Source organism: Shinella sp. 1A1 (genome assembly GCF_055379515.1).
In genome coordinates, this window is record NZ_AP039671.1 from 1,731,510 (window position 1) to 1,749,404 (window position 17,895).

A 17,895-nucleotide genomic window follows, 5' to 3' on the forward strand; every position below is an offset into this window, starting at 1 on the left:
GATGCGCTACGAACGGTTGCTGACGCCCGCCTGAACGAAGGTCGCCATGCCGGAATGGCAGGCCGCGGCCGCCTTGACGATGCCGGCGGCAAGCGCCGCGCCGGTGCCCTCGCCAAGCCGCATGCCGAGCGCCAACAGCGGCGTCTTGCCGAGCTTCTCGATCGCCTTCATGTGCCCCGGCTCGCCCGAGACGTGACCGATCAGGCAATGGTCGAGCGCCGAGGGATTGGCGGCGCGCAGGATCGCGCCCGCCGCCGTCGCGACATAGCCATCGATGATGACGGGGATCTTCTGCATGCGGGCGGCGAGGATCGCGCCGGCCATCGCCGCGATCTCGCGCCCGCCGAGGCGGCGCAGCACTTCGAGCGGATCGGAAAGATGCGCGCGGTGCAGTTCCACCGCCCTCTTCACCACCGCGATCTTGCGCTGGAGCAGTTCGCCCTCCGAACCCGCGCCGGGGCCGACCCATTCCTCCGCCGTGCCGCCGTAGAGCGCGAGGTTGATGGCCGCCGCGATCGTCGTGTTGCCGATGCCCATCTCGCCGATGCACAGGAGGTCCGTGCCGCCGGCGACGGCTTCCATGCCGAAGGCCATGGTGGCGGCGCAGTCGCGCTCGGAAAGCGCGGCTTCCTCGGTGATGTCGGCGGTCGGATAGTCGAGCGCGAGGTCGAAGACCTTGAGGCCGAGATCGTGCGTCACGCAGATCTGGTTGATCGCCGCGCCGCCGGCCGCGAAATTCTCCACCATCTGCGCCGTAACGGTGGACGGATAGGGCGTGATGCCCTGTTTGGTGACGCCGTGATTGGCGGCGAAGATGGCGACGAGCGGACGCGTGACGGCCGGCGGACGGCCGGTCCAGGCGGCGAGCCAGAAGGCGATCTCCTCCAGCCGGCCGAGCGCGCCCGGCGGCTTCGTGAGCTGCGAATCGCGTTCTCGCGCCGCGACCAGCGCCGCCGAATCCGGACCGGGCAGGTTACGCAGCAATTCACGAAAATCATCGAACGGCAGGCCGCTGGCACTCATCTTGGGGAATTCCTCGCTTCAGGCTTTCAAAGGCGGGTGTTTGGTGTCTCCTAATAGAGCGAGGGCGCGAATCCGACAACCGCAATTGCGGCGGTCTGCGCCGCCCTTTCGTCACAGGGCAACCGGATGCGAAGGCGCAGCCGCGCGAAAGGCCCCTCATCTGCCTGCCGCCATCCTCTTCCCGAAAGCGGGCCGAGGAGCGATGGGCGCGCCGTTCCGCCTCCTTCTCCCCGGCCTGCGGGGAAAAGGTCCCGGCAGGGCGATGAGGGGCAATCGCCGGCTTCGCCGTCGCTCCCAGGAAGGAGCGCTCGCCTTGGCCATCCACGACTTCATCGACGACACGGCACGCTCGGTCGCCTTCCTCTCGCGCGTGCCGGTGCCGCAGCGCCATTTCACCGGGCATGACGGCCGCCTGTCGCGGGCCGTGCGCGCCTTTCCGCTGGCCGGCGTGCTGATCGCCCTGCCGGCGGCGGCCCTTGCCGCCGTGCTTTCCGCCGTCCATGCCCCGCCCGCGCTGCTGGCCTTCGCCGCCCTTGCACTGCAGGTGCTCGTCACCGGTGCGCTGCATGAGGACGGGCTCTCCGACAGCGCCGACGGCATCGGCGGCGGGCGGGATCGCGACAGCGCGCTGGCGATCATGAAGGACAGCCGCGTCGGCTCCTACGGCGCCGTGGCGCTCATCCTCTCCTTCGGCCTGCGCGCTTCCGCCATCGCCGCGCTTGCGACGGTGCTCACGCCCTCCGGCCTCGGCATGGCGCTGCTTGCGGTCGCCGCCGCCAGCCGCACCGCCATGGTCTGGCACTGGTCGCTGCTGCCGCCAGCCCGCCGCGACGGCGTCGCGACCTCCGTCGGCGAGCCGGACGGCAGCGCCACAACATTCGCGCTGGCAAGCGGCATCGCGATCGCCGCGCTTCTCCTCCTGCCGCACGGCACGGTCTTCGCGCTGCTCCTCGCGCTCGCCGCCGCCGTCGCCGCCGTGCTGGTCTTCAACCGTATCGCCGGCCGCAAGATCGGCGGACACACCGGCGACACGATCGGCGCGACCCAGCAGCTCGCGGAAATGTCAGTGCTCTTCGCCCTTGCCCTGGCGCTCTGAGCCGCCGATATAGAACCGAAACGCAACGAAGCCGGAGCCGCGATGGAATCGCCCTGCATCCTCGTCTGTTCGATCGATACGGAGACCGGCTATTGCCTCGGCTGCGGGCGCACGCGCGAGGAGATCGGCTCCTGGACGCGCTATACCTCCGACGAGCGCCGAAGCCTGATGGCGACATTGCCGGCCCGGCTCGTCGCGATGTCCCGGCAGGTCCCGATGGCGGAGCGCAGCGCATGAGGCTCTATATCCTTCTCGCCATCCTCGCCGGCGGCCTTGCGCTTCTCATCCTCAACCATGACGGCGGGCGCACGCTCGGCCTTGCCAACGACGATTTCGGCCGGCTCGTCTCGCTCTCCGCCATCGGCGCGATGCTCGCCGCCGGCATTCTGGCCGGCCGCCGGCAATGGGGCGAAAGCCTGCGGCAGGCGGCGATCTGGCTGGTGATCATCATGGCGCTGGCGACGGGCTATCTCTACCGCTTCGACCTGCAGGAGGTCGGCAACCGGCTGACCGCCGGCCTCATCCCCGGCCGCGCCGTGGTGACGACGAATGCCGAGGGCGAGCAGATCCTCGTCATCCACAAGGGCGTCTCCGGTCATTTCGAGGCGGATGTGAGCATCGACGGCATCCCCATGCGCATGCTGGTCGATACCGGCGCAAGCTCGGTGGTGCTCTCCTACGAGGACGCCATGCGCCTCGGCATCAACCCGGACAACCTTGTCTTCTCCATCGACGTGTCCACCGCCAACGGCCGGGCGCTCGCCGCGCCCGTGACGCTGCGCCAGATCGCCATCGGCCCCATCCTGCGCGGCACCATCCGCGGCATGGTCACCGAACAGGGCCGGCTCGACCAGAGCCTCCTCGGCATGAGCTTCCTGGAAACCCTCGGCTCAATCGAAATCACCCGCGACGAGCTGCGGCTGAAGGACTGACATTTCGCGACAGGCGAAAACGGGGCGGACCATGCCGCCCCGTTCATTCGCCTCAGATCGGCTGCCCCACATCGATGCGGTTGCCGTCCGGGTCTTCGAACACGAAGGCCCTGAGGCCATAGTCCTTGTCCTGAAGGCGCTTGATGATCCTCAGGCCGTGGCGCTGGCACAGGGCATGCAGCGCATCGGCATCGTCCACCATCAGATGGGCGACGTTGAAATTCGCCGCCTCGTGCGAGGGCTGCAGGGTGAGGTGCAGCTCCCCCGCATCGCGCTTCAGGATCATGAAGCCGACGGGATTTCCGTTCTCGAAGACTTTCGTGAAACCGAGAACGCGCGTGTAGAAGTCATGGGCCTTGCCCATGTCCCTGACCGGCAGCATGGCCGCAATCCGTCCGAACCGGACACCGTGATCGGCGATGTCGTTCATCGCAGAACCTCCGTTTGCAACGACGCGACACCGTGCCGGACGGTGCCGGCGGAAGGTGTGCCCGTTGATGTTTGGGTCAGCAGGACGGTGCCCACGATGTCGAGACTAACGCGGCCGGGGCCGCAAGGAAATGGGGCGTTCTCAGTTCTTCAGCTTGTATCCGGTCTTGAAGATCCAGGCCGTGATCGACAGGCATGCGACGAGGAAGCCGAGCACGATCACGAGGCTGACGACGGGATTGACGTCGGCGATCTCGTAGAAGCTCCAGCGGAAGCCGGAGACGAGATAGAGCACCGGATTGAAGTGGCTGACGGTCTGCCAGAAGGGCGGGAGCATCTCGATGGAATAGAAGCTGCCGCCGAGGAAGACGAGCGGCGGGACGATCAGCATCGGGAAGAGGTTGAGCTGCTCGAAGTCCTTCGCCCAGATGCCGATCATGAAGCCGAACAGCGAGAAGCTCACCGCCGTCAGCACGAAGAACAGCACCATCATGAAGGGATGCTTGATCGATATGTCGACGAAGAGCGAGGCTGTTATGAGGATGATCGTGCCGACGATCAGCCCCTTGGTCGCCGCCGCCCCGACATAGCCGATGACGATCTCGATCATCGAGATCGGCGAGGACAGGATCTCGTAGATCGTGCCGGTGAATTTCGGGAAATAGATGCCGAAGGAGCCGTTGCCGATGCACTGGTTGAGCAGCGTCAGCATGATGAGGCCGGGCGCGATGAAGGCGCCGTAGGAAACGCCCCCCACCTCCTGCATGCGCGAGCCGATGGCCGCTCCGAAGACGATGAAATAGAGCGAGGTGGTGATGACCGGCGACACGACGCTCTGCAGCAGCGTGCGGCGCGTGCGCGCCATCTCGAATGCGTAGATGGACCTGATGGCTTCGAAGTTCATGCGCCGGCTCCCACCAGTTCCACGAAAATGTCCTCCAGCGAGCTCTGCTCGGTGGAAATGTCCTTCACCCGCAGGCCGCATTGCGAGAGGGCGGTGATCAGCGAGGAGATGCCGGTGCGCTCGCCGGTGGAATCGAATTCGTAGACGAGGCGCGCGCCCTCGCCCGAAAGCGTCAGCCCGTAGGCCGACAGCGCCTCGGGAATTGCGGCGATCGGCTCGGCGAGTTCGACGGTCATCTGCTTGCGCCCGAGCTTGGCCATCAGCGCCTTCTTGTCCTCCACCAGCAGGATCTGCCCGTGGTTGATGACGCCGATGCGGTCCGCGATCTCCTCGGCCTCCTCGATATAGTGCGTCGTCAGGATGATCGTGACGCCGGCGGCGCGCAGGCGCTCGACGAGCTGCCACATGTCCTTGCGCAGAGACACGTCCACCCCCGCCGTCGGCTCGTCGAGGAACAGCACCTTCGGCTCGTAGGAGAGCGCCTTGGCGATCAGCACGCGCCGCCGCATGCCGCCGGAAAGGTGGCGCAGCATCGTGTCCTTCTTGTCGAAAAGCGAAAGGTCCTTGAGGATACGCTCGATCAGCGCCGGATCCGGCTTGCGCCCGTGCAGGCCGCGCGAGAAGGCCACCGTGTTCCACACCGTCTCGAAGGCGTCGAGCGTCAGCTCCTGCGGCACGAGGCCGATAATGGAGCGTGTCTCGCGATAGTCGCGCAGGATGTCGTGGCCCGCGACGGTCACGCTGCCGCCGCTCGGCGTGACGATGCCGCAGATGATCGAGATCATCGTGGTCTTGCCGGCGCCGTTCGGCCCGAGCAGCGCGAGAATCTCGCCCTCCTCGATGTCGAGATCGACGCCCTTCAGCGCCTGGAACCCCGAAGCATAGCTCTTGGTAAGGTTGCGAATGGAAACGATGGGCGCCATGGGAGGGTCCGGAAAGAGGAAATTCATGCGGAAGGACACCCTATATGGCGTGTTCCTCCTCAATTTTCACCCGTGCCGCGGAAAAAATTCGCCCCGCCCGGCTCTCGCAAAATCTTCATGCGACGGGACAGCGCCTGTCATCAAACCGTGACCGATTTCAGGGAAGCTCTCATCGAGGCCGAAGGGAACGGTTTGCACCCCCGCTCACCCCATCGCTCCCCTGCCTGCGCAGCGGCCTTGCTCCCATACCCTGCGGGAGCCTCCGGCGGCCCCATCCGCCCGCTTCCTTACGGAAGCCCGCATGCATCCTCGCCGGACGCCCCGGCGCGGGTGGTGGAATGTGACAGTTCCGGGCAGCCGCCCCTCCGCGAGCCTGCCACCCCTTTCGACCGGCGCCCCGCCGGTCTTTTTTTGCCTTCAATCCGGCTCCAGCAGCGCGGATACCTCCATGGACATGGCATCCACCGCGCGAAGGGCAGCCTCTCGCCGGTCCAGCCAGACGTCCTTCGCCTTGCCGATATAGCCGTCCCGCGCAAGGAGCAGCGTCTCAGCTTCGCCCGCGGCCATCAGCGGCGCGGCCCAGGCAGCAGCCACGTCCTTGGCGACGAAATCGCCGAGGACTGCGGTCCGCCACATCCGGGCAAGGGTCAGCAGCACATTGCGCTCATCGCCCTCAAGGCTCGCCAGAAGCGCGGGGAGCGCCTCACGCATCGCCCGGCGCACATGTTTCGCCGGGATTTCCGGCAGATACGTCCGCGCATCCGGCCCAAGGAGCGTCATCGCCTCCCGGCGCGCCTGCGCCAGCACCAGCGTATTCTCCGCATCGTATGACGGTCCGGGAAGCCCCCCGGTCTCGAATGCATCACGCAGCCATTCGCCGTAAAGGAATTCGACCCGCGCCGGAAAGGCCGGCCTTGCAAGATCCGCCTTCACGAAAATCATCACCTCAAGGCATCGGGGTCCACCCGGCGGGGCCGGATGCGGACCCGACAGGGCAAGCAGCGCCGCAAGAAGCGCCCGCCGCTCCCCATCTATCATGCGCCGCTCGATGACGGCGATCAGATCGACATCGCTTTGCGGCCGCAATCCGCCGGAAACCGCCGAACCATGGAGGTAGACGGCCAAGAGGGCGTCGCCGAGCACATCGCGCAACACATCGCACGCCGCCCTCGCCTGTTTCAGCCCGTCGGCCATCACGCTCACAGGCTGCAATGCCGGTAGCCCGATTTGCGCGCGCGCAGGTCGAAGTGGAAATGGTCCTTGTGGAAGCGGTCGCTGCCGGGTCCGAGCACGGTCGAGAAATACTTGCAGCTATCACCGCGCACCGACTTCAGCAGCCCCTTCTCGCGGAACGCGAAGAAGCCCTTCTTCTCGATGGCGATGGCCTTGCCGGAGGTCAGCACGATCTTGCCGACGTCGATGGCGTTGCCCTTGGCATGTTCCGACATCGCCGCGCCGCGCTGCGAATTCATGGTGCGGCAGGAATAGGACGACATCTGGTGGATGGCCGAGACGCCGGAGAGGTAGCGCATGCGCGTCGAGGGCACGAGCTCCTGCTTCACCCAGCGCGCGAAGGCCTCGGTGATCTGGCAGTTGACCTGCGCCGCCGGCTTGATCTGGATGCCGCCGGAAAGGCCGGAAAGCTCCACCGGCCACTCGATGCCGCAGGAGCGGCCGCGGGAGATACGCGGCACGTCGCGGAATTTCACGCCGAGCTTCTGCAGCCGCTGCCGGCAGGCCCGTTCGGAGGCTGGCATGCCGCCCATTGCTTCGGGCATCTGCATCGGGTTGCTCATCCGCGGCAGGAAGGCGACCTGCTCGCCGTCGCTCGCCTGCCGCCGGCGCGTCGCCGCCTTGTCCGGCACCCGGAGATAACCGTCTCCTTCGCCGCCGAGTTCCGCATTCCCGTCCGACATCGGGATCGACGCCGGCTCGCCAACCTGCCGCGGCATATCCGTGCCGACACCGTCGACCACGACCTGGCTGGCATTGCCCTCGGCAATCTCGTTCGCCTGCGCCTCGGCCAGCCCCTCGACGCGCCCGACGCCGAGCCCCTCGTCCATGTTGACGCCGCCTTCGGGAACGGTGAGCGCGCCGGAAGAGGCCTGCACCGGCTGCGTGACGCCCATCGCCTCGTCGCTGTCGATCATCGGCAGGCGCTTCTTCTGCCGCGCCGGCACGGCCATCGCCGTCTCGACGGGCTCGCCGCCCGTATCGCCCATGTCCATGACAGGCGTGACCGCGCTGACGCCCGCGCCGTCGATATCGTCAGGCGGCGTCATGCCGCCGGAACAGGCGGCCAGCATCGCCGGGATCAACAGGAGCCCGAGCGGCCTTCGAAGACGAGAAACAAACGCAATACCCATGGTCACATCCGCCCGGCGCCCGCCTCCGCCCGTTGCGGAGTCCCGGTTGCACACAGTCCTGTCCGGCGATGGTGCAGGCCGCTTTTGTCCGCATTCGGACGAGACGGGCCTGAAAGCCGGACGGCAGGCCGACATGCCTGCTTTCCCTTGGGATTTTGTCGCAACAGGGTAAACGAAGCGTTCCCGGCGGAAACGAAAAACCCCGGCGCGGGGGCGCCGGGGCAAGGCATTCCGGAGATGGTCTTCTGATTATGCCGCGCGGCGCCGGTGGTCCGCCGCTCCAGCTGCATCCAGCCGGAAATTCCCGAGCAGCGCTTTCAGCTGCTCGCTTTCGCGGGTCAGCGTCTGGCCGGCGGCATTGGTCTCCTCGACCATCGCGGCGTTCTGCTGCGTCATCTGGTCCATCTGGTTGACCGCCGTGTTCACCTCGGCAAGGCCCGTCGCCTGCTCGCGGGCGGAGGTGGCAATCGAGGTCACCTGATCGTTCACCCGGTTGACGAGGGTCTCGATCTCGGTGAGCGCATCGCCCGTCGAGCGCACCAGCGCCACGCCGTTGCCGACTTCGGCGGCCGAATTGCCGATCAGCCCCTTGATCTCCTTGGCGGCGTTGGCCGAGCGCTGGGCAAGCTCGCGCACCTCCTGCGCCACGACCGCAAAGCCCCGCCCCGCCTCGCCCGCCCGCGCCGCCTCGACGCCGGCATTGAGGGCAAGCAGATTGGTCTGGAAGGCGATCTCGTCGATCACGCCGATGATCTGGCCGATGCGGTTGGAGGCATCCTCGATGCGGCTCATGGCGGTGACGGCGTCGCGCACGATGGCGCCCGACCGGCCTGCCGACTGCTTGGTCTCGACCACCATGCGGCTCGCCTCCGCCGCACGGTCGGAGGCGTTGCGCACCGTCGCCGTGATCTCGTCGAGCGCCGCGGCGGTCTCCTCGAGCGAGGCCGCCTGCTGCTCGGTGCGATGCGATAGGTTGTTGGCCGCCTCGGCAATGCCCGATGCGCTGCCATGCACGATGTCGGTGGACCGGGCGATGGCATGGACGACGCCGGAAAGCGCGTCCACCGCGCTGTTGAAATCGTCGCGCAGCTTGGCATATTCCGGCGCGATCGCAGAGATGGAGACCGTCAGGTCGCCGCCCGCCAGCCGTTCCAGTGCCTCGCCGACGGTCTGCATGGCATCCGACTGGCTCTGGCTGACGGCGCGCTGGCGGCGCTCGCCGTCCGAGCGCTCGGCATCGAGGCGGGCCTGCTGCTCGCCCTCACGGACACGCAACTCCGCCCGCTCGGCGACCGACTGGCGCAGGATCGAAACCACCTTCGCCATCTCGCCGATCTCGTCCTTGCGGTCGGTCTCCGGCACCGCGCCGGAAACGTCCTCCTCGGCGATGGCCTGCATGGTCGCCTTGAGGCGCACGATGGGGCCGGTCACGCTCTTCACGATAGCATAGGCGGCAAGGATGATGACGAGGCCGCCGGCGGCGAGGATCACCGCCATGCCGATGGCGTTGCGGCGGAACAGGGCGGCGAGGTCGTCCGCATAGACGCCCGTGCCGACGACCCAGCCCCAGGGCGCGAAGCCCGCGACATGCGAATATTTCAGCACCGGCTCCTCGAAGCCGGGCTTCGGCCAGTAGTAATCGACAAAATCCTGCCCGGTCGGGCTCGCCTTCACGGCCTTCACGAATTCGGTGAAGATGTGCTTGCCCGTCGGGTCGGCCATGCCGGACTGGTCGGTGCCGTCGAGCGCCGGCTTGATCGGGTGCATGACGATCACGGCATTCATGTCGTTGATCCAGAAATAGCCGCTGTCCTCGTAGCGCAGCGCCCGCACGGCGTCCTTTGCCCGGGTCTGCGCCTCCTCGCGGGTCAGCGTGCCGGCAACCTCCAGCTCGTGGTAATGCTTGAAGAGCGTCAGCATGCTCTCGTCCATCGCCGCGAGCTTCGACTTGCGCTCGGCGACCATCGCCTCCTGGTAATGGTAGAGGCTGTAGACGAGCGCGACGGCGAAGATGGTCAGGGCAAGGCCCACAAGCAACGACAGGCGCGTGGATATTCTGTAATTCTTCACCGGGCTCTCCTCGACTTCGGCAGGCGCAATACGCCTTGTCGACGAAGCTGCGGGAAACCCTTTAAAATGATCTAAAATTGCAATCGTCAATTTTTAGAGGTTGAAAATACTCGAAAATGCGCCTGCCCTTCCCCCTTTCTCCATGGCCCGCATTCGGCTAGACCTGAAGGAAAGTTGGAGAGGCCCCGCATGACCGATACGAAAATGCCGAACGGACAGCTCACCCTTCGCACGCTCGCCATGCCGGGCGATGCCAATGCCGCAGGCGACATCTTCGGCGGCTGGGTCATGGCGCAGATGGACCTTGCCTCGGGCATCCGCGCCGCCGAGCGCGCGCGCGGCCGCGTTGTCACCGCCGCCGTCAAGGAAATGGCCTTCGAACTGCCGGTGAAGATCGGCGACACGCTCAGCATCTATACCGACATCGCCCGCGTCGGCAGGACCTCGATCACGCTGGCAGTGGAGGCCTGGGCGCAGCGCTATCTCACCACGACGCTGGAAAAGGTGACGGGCGCCACCTTCGTCATGGTGGCGCTCGACCAGCAGGGCCACCCGACGCCCGTACCCGTCGAATAGAAGATGGAGGGCGCCATGGAGCATGTCCAGCACGACCCCGCGCTCTTCGGCCATGTTCGCGTCGTCATCGGCATGGTGGTCAGCCTCAGCGTGGCGCGCATCCTCACCGGCGTCGCGCTCTTCGTCCAGCACCCCGGCAAGGTGAAGGCCTATCCGGTCCATCTGGCCTGGGCGGGCTTCCTGCTGCTGTTCCTGCTGCATTTCTGGTGGTGGGAGTTCCGCCTGCAGGCGCTGGCGACCATCGGCTTCGGCGTCTATCTCTTCCTGATCAGCTATTGCTGCCTGTTCTTCCTGCTCGCCGTCTTCCTGTTCCCGACCACGCTCGACGACTATGCCGGCTACGAGGACTATTTCTACTCGCGGCGCAAATGGTTCTTCGGCGCCTTCGCGCTCGTCTTCGCGGTGGATCTCCTGGACACGGCGCTGAAGGGAAAGGCCTATTTCGGCTCCTTCGGCTACGAATATCCGGCGCGCAACGCCGTCTTCATCGTGCTGTGCCTTCTGGCGGCGTGGACGGCGAGCCGCCGCTACCACACCACCTTCGTCAGCCTCGGCATCCTCTACCAGCTCAGCTGGATCTTCCGCGCCTTCGACATGCTGGAATAAGGCGCTCAGCCCTTGAAGACGAAGGCGGCGCCGGCGGCGATCAGCATGAAGCCGACGGCATGGTTCCAGGTCAGGCTTTCCTTCAGCCAGAACACCGAGAAGCCGGCGAAGACCAGGAGCGTGATCACTTCCTGGATCGTCTTGAGCTGCGCGGCCGAATAGACCTCGTGGCCGATGCGGTTGGCCGGCACGGCGAGGCAATATTCGAAGAAAGCGATGCCCCAGCTCGCCAGCACCGCGACGAAGAGTGGCGCCGACTTGAACTTGAGGTGCCCGTACCAGGCGAAGGTCATGAAGACGTTGGAGAGGCAGAGCAGCACGACCGGCCACACGGCCGCGGGGTTGAGGCTGAAGGGCATCGGCGAATCCTGAAAGGAAGGGAATATGCCGATGGCATAGCTCAGCCGACGGCCACGTCAAGCCGGACGTCATGGATTCTCGCGATCCCCCGTTAAGACTATCTTATGCCCCCCCGCCCCACCCTCTGCGCAGACCGCGAAAAAGGCGGCACGCGCTTCTGGGCGGGGACAGAGAATGACCGATGCAGTCCGGCTGATGCCGGCGGACGAAACGACGAGACGACAGATTCTTTCCGCGCAGGCCCTGTCCGTGCTGGACGGCATCGTGCTGTCGCTTAACGCCAACAGCTTCATCGCCGCCACCACCGCCGCCGTGCTCTGGCTCGACGGGCCGGCCTTCGGCATCCTCCTCTGGCTCGCCGCCGTGCTGGCGATCAACCTTGCGCGCTATGTCGCCGTGCGCATCGTCCGGAGGATGAATTGCGCCGTCGAGCGGCCGGAGCGCGCGCTCGGCGTACTCTCCTTCGGCGCGCTCGGGAGCGGCCTTGCCTGGAGCCTGCCGCCCTTCATCGGCGCCGCCCACGGCGCGAACGGGCTCAATCCCTATCTGATCTTCATCATCTGCGGCATTTGCGCCGGCTCGCTGATGCAGAGCACCGCCTATGCCCGCACCGCTCTTCTCTTCGCCGGCCCGCCGCTCGCCGCAGCCTTCGCCTCACTGCTCTTCGCCGGCACGACGGAAGCCTACGTCATCGCCGCCGACGCGCTGCTGCTCGCCGTGATGATGCTGCGCGCCAGCCAGTTCAGCGAGGCGAGCTTCATCCGCAGCCAGATGGACCGGCTGAAGGCGGTGGCGCTCGCCGCCTCGCTGTCCGACGCCAATGCGGAGATCCGCCAGTCCTACCACCAGCTCGCATCGCTGGCGAACCGCGACCCGCTGACTGGCCTCGGCAACCGCGCCCTCTTCAACGAGCGCCTGCGCAACCTCCTGGCGAGCGGCCTGCCCGCCGATACGCTCGCACTGCTCGCCATCGACCTCGATCGCTTCAAGGCGATCAACGACACGATGGGGCACGGCGCGGGCGATTCGGTGCTGGTCGAGATCGCCAGCCGCCTCGTCAGCCTGACCGGGCCGACCGACCTCGTCGTGCGCCTCGGCGGCGACGAGTTCGCCGTCATCGTCGAGGGCGAGAAGGCGGAAGCGCGCGGACGCGCCATCGGCGACGGAATCGTGCGCCTCGCCGGCGATCCCGTCCTCATCGGCGAGCGTCCCATCACCGTCGGCGCCAGCGCGGGCCTTGTCCTTTATCCGCAGCACGGCGACACGGCCGACGACCTCTTCGCCAGCGCCGACATCGCCCTCTATGCCGCCAAGGAAGGCGGGCGCCGCCGCCTCGGCCTGTTCAACCCGGTGCTGAAGGCCCGGATCGAGCACCAGCGCCTCATCGAGGCGACATTGACCGAGGCCATCGAGCAGCGCCAGTTGCAGGTCGTCTTCCAGCCGCAGGTGGAGCTCGCAACCGGCGCCGTCACCGGCTTCGAGGCGCTGCTGCGCTGGACGCATCCCGAGCTCGGCGCCGTCGCCCCGCCCGATATCGTCCGCGCCGCCCAGGCCCTGCACATCTCGACGGCGCTCACCGGCTATGTCGCCACCCGCGCCGCGGAGTTCCTGCGCACCCTGCCCCGCCTCGGCCTGCCGGAGGCGGCCGTCGCGGTGAATGTCTCGCCGCGCGAATTCTCCGGCGACACGCTCTCGCGCCTCCTGACCGGCATCGCGAAGGAACACGAGGTTTCCCCCGGCCTGATGGAGATCGAGATCACCGAGGAGGCGACGCTCGACACGCAGGCCGCCGGCGCCGAGCTCGCCCGGCTGGAAGCCGCCGGCTTCCGCCTCGCCGTCGACGATTTCGGCATGGGCCATTCCTCCCTCGCTTATCTCGTCAGCCTGCATATCGACCGGCTGAAGATCGACCGCAGCTTCGTTTCCGGGATCGCCACCAGCCGCGAGAACCAGGCGCTCATCTCCGCCCTCATCGGCATCGGCCACGCCCTCTCCATCGACATCGTGGTGGAAGGCGTCGAGAAGGAGGAGGAGGCCGAGATCCTGCGCATGCTCGGCTGCCGCCATGCCCAGGGCTACCTCTTCGCCCGCCCCATGCCCGCCGCCGAAATCCCGCGCTGGCTGAACGAGCATGCCGCGCGCACCCGACCGTCCGCACGATAGCACCCGCCGCCCAAGCGGCATGAGACGACAGATTCGTTTCCCTTTTGTACTCGTCACCCCTTCCCTTTCGCGGTGACTCTCTCCATATTCCCCGCATGGCCAGATCACCGAAGAAATCCACCGCCCCGAACCCCGGTTTCGAGGAAGCCCCGCAATCGCCTTTCGAGGGAGAACCGCTTGGCGGCAGCGTCTCCGACTGGGTGAAGCAGCTCGAGGCCGAGGCGGAGGCCTCCGGCATCGAAAGCCGCCGCGAGGTCGCCTCCAAGGCCGGCAAGCACCGCAAGAGCGTCGAGAACGCCGCGCGCCGCCACACCGAGCAGGTGACGGTGTCGAAAACCTCCCGCGGCGTTTCCATCGGCGGCTCGTCCGATCCGAAGACTCGCGCCGCCGCCGGCCTCAACCCGGTCTCCGGCCTTGACGTCTCGCTGGAAGACGCGGCCGCGCTCGATAGAGGCTCCGGCGTCACCGCCACGGTGGAGGCGCTTTCGGCGCTCATCGAGAGCGGCAATCCGCTGTTCAAGGACGGCAAGCTCTGGACGCCGCACCGCCCCGCCCGCCCGGAAAAATCCGAGGGCGGCATCCCCATCCGCATGGTCAGCGAATACAAGCCCGCGGGCGACCAGCCCACCGCCATCGGCGATCTCGTCGGCGGCCTCTCCTCCGGCGAGCGCAGCCAGGTGCTGCTCGGCGTCACCGGCTCGGGCAAGACCTTCACCATGGCCAAGGTGATCGAGGAGACCCAGCGCCCCGCCGTCATTCTCGCGCCGAACAAGACGCTGGCCGCGCAGCTCTACAGCGAGTTCAAGAACTTCTTCCCCGACAACGCGGTCGAATATTTCGTCTCCTACTACGATTATTACCAGCCGGAAGCCTATGTGCCGCGCTCCGATACGTTCATCGAGAAGGAAAGCTCGATCAACGAACAGATCGACCGCATGCGCCACTCCGCGACGCGCTCGCTCTTGGAGCGCGACGACTGCATCATCGTCGCCTCGGTCTCCTGCATCTACGGTATCGGCTCGGTCGAGACCTACACCGCCATGACCTTCCAGATGGAAGTCGGCGAACGGCTCGACCAGCGCCAGCTCCTCGCCGACCTCGTCGCCCAGCAGTACAAGCGCCGCGAGATGGATTTCCAGCGCGGCAGTTTTCGCGTGCGCGGCGATACCATCGAAATCTTCCCCGCCCACCTTGAGGATGCCGCCTGGCGCATCTCCATGTTCGGCGACGAGATCGACGCCATCACCGAGTTCGACCCGCTGACCGGCCAGAAGACCGGCGACCTGAAATCGGTAAAAATCTACGCCAACAGCCACTACGTCACCCCGCGCCCCACCCTCAACGGCGCCATCAAGGCCATCCGCGAGGAGCTGAAGCACCGCCTCGTTGAGCTGGAAAAGGCCGGCCGCCTGCTGGAGGCCCAGCGTCTGGAGCAGCGCACGCGCTACGACCTGGAAATGCTGGAGGCCACCGGCTCCTGCGCCGGCATCGAGAACTATTCGCGCTACCTCACCGGCCGCCGCCCCGGCGAGCCGCCGCCGACCCTTTTCGAGTACATCCCCGACAACGCCCTGATCTTCATCGACGAAAGCCACGTCACGATCCCGCAGATCGGCGCCATGTACCGGGGCGACTTCCGCAGAAAGGCGACGCTGGCCGAATACGGCTTCCGCCTGCCCTCCTGCATGGACAACCGCCCGCTGCGCTTCGAGGAATGGGACGCCATGCGCCCGGACACGATCGCCGTCTCGGCGACACCGGGCGGCTGGGAGCTGGAACAGTCCGGCGGCGTCTTCGCCGAACAGGTCATCCGACCGACCGGCCTCATCGACCCGCCGGTCGAGGTGCGCCCGGCGAAAAGCCAGGTGGACGACGTGCTGGGCGAGATCCGCGAGACCGCCGCCGCCGGCTACCGAACCCTCGTCACCGTGCTCACCAAGCGCATGGCCGAAGACCTCACCGAATACCTGCACGAGCAGGGCGTTCGCGTGCGCTACATGCACAGCGACATCGATACGCTGGAGCGCATCGAGATCATCCGCGATCTTCGTCTGGGCGCCTTCGACGTGCTCGTCGGCATCAACCTGCTGCGCGAAGGCCTCGACATTCCCGAATGCGGTTTCGTCGCCATCCTCGACGCCGACAAGGAGGGCTTCCTGCGCTCCGAGACCTCGCTGGTCCAGACCATCGGCCGCGCGGCGCGAAACGTCGACGGCAAGGTCATCCTCTATGCCGACCAGATCACCGGCTCCATGCAGCGCGCCATGGACGAGACGACCCGCCGCCGCGAGAAGCAGGTCGCCTATAACGAGGCGAACGGCATCACCCCGGAATCCGTGAAGGCAAAAATCTCCGACATTCTCGACAGCGTCTACGAGCGCGACCACGTCCGCGCCGACATTTCCGGCGTCTCCGGCAAGGGTTTTGCGGATGCCGGCCACCTCGTCGGCAACAACCTCAAGGCCCATCTCGAAGCGCTCGAAAAACAGATGCGCGACGCCGCCGCCGACCTCGACTTCGAAGCCGCCGCCCGCATCCGCGACGAGATCAAGCGCCTTAAGGCCGCCGAACTCGCCGTCATGGACGACCCGATGGCGCGGGACGAAGCAAGATCGCAGGAAAGTGGAGGAAAGGGCAAAAGCTCGGCGAAGCCGCAAGGCCAGGCGGCGGCCGCCGGTCGCCCGGCGCCCCGTGCGGAGGCCGGCCCGAAGGGCGGTACGGCCGTGAGCACAGAAGAGAATGGCAAAAGCTATTTTGCCAAACCCCAGCTCGACGACATGGGCCCGGGCACCGACACCGAACGCCCGCTCTTCCGCAAGCCCGCCCTCGACGAGATGGGCCGCGACGTCGCCACCCCGGCCGGAAAATCCCTTTTCCGCAGGAACACCCTCGACGAAATGACCGTCGGCCGCACCGAAAAACCCATCACCGGCGACCTCCCCCAACGCCCGGACGAAACCCTCTCCACCAAGAAACGCACCGCCCCGGCAGCCGAAGGCCAGCCGGAGCGGACAAGCGGCGCGGACGATGCCAAGCCGGTTCGGCGGGGGAAGATCGGCACCGGAAGCTATGAGGACCCGACTGAGGCGAAGCGCAAGGGGCGGACGAAGGGGAAGACGGGTCGGCCGGGACAGTGAATCAATGCAAGTACCGTCTCATAACATCGCCGATGATAGACGCCGCGTCCGCAAGCAAAACCATAAATTGAGTTTTCACACCCCACCAGCGGGGTGACACGAACATTCTGATCTGCCATTCATTTGGATCACAACCGTTTGTATATAAGACAATAAAGGGGAGTCTAATGCTGTCAAACAAGGAAAAAATGGAGCGCTCCATTTCCCTCGGAGAAAGCCATTTTCGCGAGTTTAAAAGCGCCTTTCATGGCGCGCCTGGAAAGAAGTCGGCTCGCCCAACACGCGACGTTTGCAAAGACGTCGCGGAAGCATTAGTTGCCTTTGCAAATGCAGATGGGGGAGAAATATTAATAGGAGTTGAAGATTCCGGAGAAATTACAGGTGCATAATGCTTTGATTCATCTGAAATTGAAACAATTGTTGAATCATACAAAACGCACGTACTAAAGACAACGCCGCTCCAATCGGTGAAAATCGTAATAGAAGAAATATTCAATAATAAAATAATTTCTTTTAGCATTCCTAAGTCAACAAAATACATTCACCAAACGTCAGACGGAAGATGCCTAAAAAGAAACGACCTCGAAACAATACCAATTTCCGCAGAATCAATAATATTTGACAGAACAGAGATTACATCGAGAGAATACGACAGACAATTTGTTGACGGAGCCAATGTTACAGACCTCGACGCTGATTTAATTCAGATTACTGGCGATCTGATATCCAAGGGGATGAGCGCTGAAAAATGCTTACAATACCTTGGCTTAGCAGAGTACGGCGGCCCCGATATAGGAGTTCGCCTAAGAAAAGCGGCGCTTCTGCTTTTTGCGAAGGACATCTCGAAATGGCACCCAAGATGCCAAGTAAGAGTAATGAAAATATCGGGGACCGTATTGGGAGCCGGGTCGTCATATAACGTCTCCTCAGATGAAGTCGTAACTGAAAATGTATGCAAGATTATTGAAAGATCTTGGGATCTTATGCGTCCCTTCCTTGTTCAGACAACGTTCCACGAGGATGCTCGCTTTCGATCAACATTTATGTATCCAGAAAACGCATGTAGGGAAGCGCTAGTAAACGCCGTTGCGCACCGAGATTATTCAAGTGAGGGGGCAGGCATCGAGATTTTTGTTTTCGATGACAGAATCGAGGTGAAGAATCCAGGCGGTCTGCTCTCTACCGTAAAGATCGATGAGTTAAAGCAAATGAGGGGCGTCCACCAGTCAAGAAACTCTTATATCGCAAGAACATTGAGAGAACTTGGCTTCATGCGAGAGCTTGGTGAGGGCATGAGAAGAATATTTTAG

General features: G+C 65.0%; 17 protein-coding genes. 9 read left to right on the forward strand and 8 right to left on the reverse strand.

Annotated features, from left to right (window positions below; genetic code table 11):
- Positions 1-6: 6 nt before the first annotated feature.
- The gene (gene cobT, locus ACZ48C_RS08685) at positions 7-1,023 is read right to left on the reverse strand and encodes a nicotinate-nucleotide--dimethylbenzimidazole phosphoribosyltransferase (protein WP_464780850.1); all 1,017 of its coding nucleotides are present in this window, start codon (positions 1,021-1,023) and stop codon (positions 7-9) included.
- Positions 1,024-1,285: 262 nt separating this feature from the next.
- Here cobT and ACZ48C_RS08690 point away from each other — a divergent pair, with 262 nt between their 5' ends.
- The 3 genes from ACZ48C_RS08690 to ACZ48C_RS08700 are packed head-to-tail and all read left to right on the forward strand — an operon-like array spanning position 1,286 to position 3,051.
- Complete coding sequence (locus tag ACZ48C_RS08690) at positions 1,286-2,119, forward strand: adenosylcobinamide-GDP ribazoletransferase (protein WP_464780851.1); 834 nt, start codon at positions 1,286-1,288, stop codon at positions 2,117-2,119.
- A 42-nt stretch (positions 2,120-2,161) separates the two neighbouring features.
- The gene (locus tag ACZ48C_RS08695) at positions 2,162-2,356 is read left to right on the forward strand and encodes a DUF1289 domain-containing protein (RefSeq protein WP_464780852.1); all 195 of its coding nucleotides are present in this window, start codon (positions 2,162-2,164) and stop codon (positions 2,354-2,356) included.
- A complete protein-coding gene (locus ACZ48C_RS08700; RefSeq protein WP_119256157.1) occupies positions 2,353-3,051 on the forward strand; it encodes a retropepsin-like aspartic protease family protein in 699 nt (232 codons plus the stop codon). Before ACZ48C_RS08695 ends, ACZ48C_RS08700 begins: the two co-directional genes overlap by 4 nt.
- A gap of 52 nt (positions 3,052-3,103) precedes the next feature.
- On the opposite strand, the gene ACZ48C_RS08705 is transcribed toward ACZ48C_RS08700, so the two are convergent.
- The 6 genes from ACZ48C_RS08705 to ACZ48C_RS08730 form a co-directional block, all read right to left on the reverse strand.
- On the reverse strand, positions 3,104-3,481 hold the full coding sequence (locus ACZ48C_RS08705; RefSeq protein ID WP_454633436.1) for a VOC family protein: 378 nt from the start codon (positions 3,479-3,481) through the stop codon (positions 3,104-3,106).
- A gap of 141 nt (positions 3,482-3,622) precedes the next feature.
- Positions 3,623-4,384 (reverse strand): ABC transporter permease, encoded by a 762-nt coding sequence (locus tag ACZ48C_RS08710; RefSeq protein ID WP_313192930.1) that lies wholly within the window; start codon positions 4,382-4,384, stop codon positions 3,623-3,625.
- The gene (locus ACZ48C_RS08715; protein ID WP_464780853.1) at positions 4,381-5,307 is read right to left on the reverse strand and encodes an ABC transporter ATP-binding protein; all 927 of its coding nucleotides are present in this window, start codon (positions 5,305-5,307) and stop codon (positions 4,381-4,383) included. Before ACZ48C_RS08715 ends, ACZ48C_RS08710 begins: the two co-directional genes overlap by 4 nt.
- A 417-nt stretch (positions 5,308-5,724) precedes the next feature.
- Complete coding sequence (locus ACZ48C_RS08720; protein WP_464782796.1) at positions 5,725-6,501, reverse strand: aminoglycoside adenylyltransferase domain-containing protein; 777 nt, start codon at positions 6,499-6,501, stop codon at positions 5,725-5,727.
- A 5-nt stretch (positions 6,502-6,506) separates the two neighbouring features.
- Positions 6,507-7,673, reverse strand: a complete 1,167-nt coding sequence (locus ACZ48C_RS08725; RefSeq protein WP_464780854.1) for an extensin-like domain-containing protein — start codon at positions 7,671-7,673, stop codon at positions 6,507-6,509.
- Between the two features lie 249 nt (positions 7,674-7,922).
- Positions 7,923-9,743, reverse strand: a complete 1,821-nt coding sequence (locus ACZ48C_RS08730; protein WP_424547523.1) for a methyl-accepting chemotaxis protein — start codon at positions 9,741-9,743, stop codon at positions 7,923-7,925.
- A 189-nt stretch (positions 9,744-9,932) separates the two neighbouring features.
- Between ACZ48C_RS08730 and ACZ48C_RS08735 the strand changes: the two genes are divergently transcribed.
- Both ACZ48C_RS08735 and ACZ48C_RS08740 read left to right on the forward strand, forming a co-directional pair.
- On the forward strand, positions 9,933-10,319 hold the full coding sequence (locus tag ACZ48C_RS08735) for an acyl-CoA thioesterase (RefSeq protein WP_119256151.1): 387 nt from the start codon (positions 9,933-9,935) through the stop codon (positions 10,317-10,319).
- A 15-nt stretch (positions 10,320-10,334) separates the two neighbouring features.
- On the forward strand, positions 10,335-10,925 hold the full coding sequence (locus ACZ48C_RS08740) for a hypothetical protein (RefSeq protein ID WP_119256394.1): 591 nt from the start codon (positions 10,335-10,337) through the stop codon (positions 10,923-10,925).
- 5 nt (positions 10,926-10,930) lie between these two features.
- Here the strand turns inward: ACZ48C_RS08740 and ACZ48C_RS08745 are convergent, their stop codons facing one another.
- A complete protein-coding gene (locus tag ACZ48C_RS08745) occupies positions 10,931-11,284 on the reverse strand; it encodes a DMT family protein (RefSeq protein WP_318912186.1) in 354 nt (117 codons plus the stop codon).
- A gap of 175 nt (positions 11,285-11,459) precedes the next feature.
- Between ACZ48C_RS08745 and ACZ48C_RS08750 the strand changes: the two genes are divergently transcribed.
- From ACZ48C_RS08750 to ACZ48C_RS08765, 4 genes are all read left to right on the forward strand, one after another.
- The gene (locus ACZ48C_RS08750; protein ID WP_464780855.1) at positions 11,460-13,448 is read left to right on the forward strand and encodes a putative bifunctional diguanylate cyclase/phosphodiesterase; all 1,989 of its coding nucleotides are present in this window, start codon (positions 11,460-11,462) and stop codon (positions 13,446-13,448) included.
- Between the two features lie 95 nt (positions 13,449-13,543).
- Positions 13,544-16,585: an excinuclease ABC subunit UvrB gene (uvrB, locus tag ACZ48C_RS08755; RefSeq protein WP_464780856.1), complete on the forward strand. Its 3,042-nt coding sequence runs from the start codon at positions 13,544-13,546 to the stop codon at positions 16,583-16,585.
- A 167-nt stretch (positions 16,586-16,752) separates the two neighbouring features.
- Entirely contained in the window at positions 16,753-16,974 is a 222-nt protein-coding gene (locus ACZ48C_RS08760; protein ID WP_464780857.1) for an AlbA family DNA-binding domain-containing protein, read from the forward strand.
- Positions 16,975-17,052: 78 nt separating this feature from the next.
- Entirely contained in the window at positions 17,053-17,895 is an 843-nt protein-coding gene (locus ACZ48C_RS08765) for an ATP-binding protein (protein ID WP_464780858.1), read from the forward strand.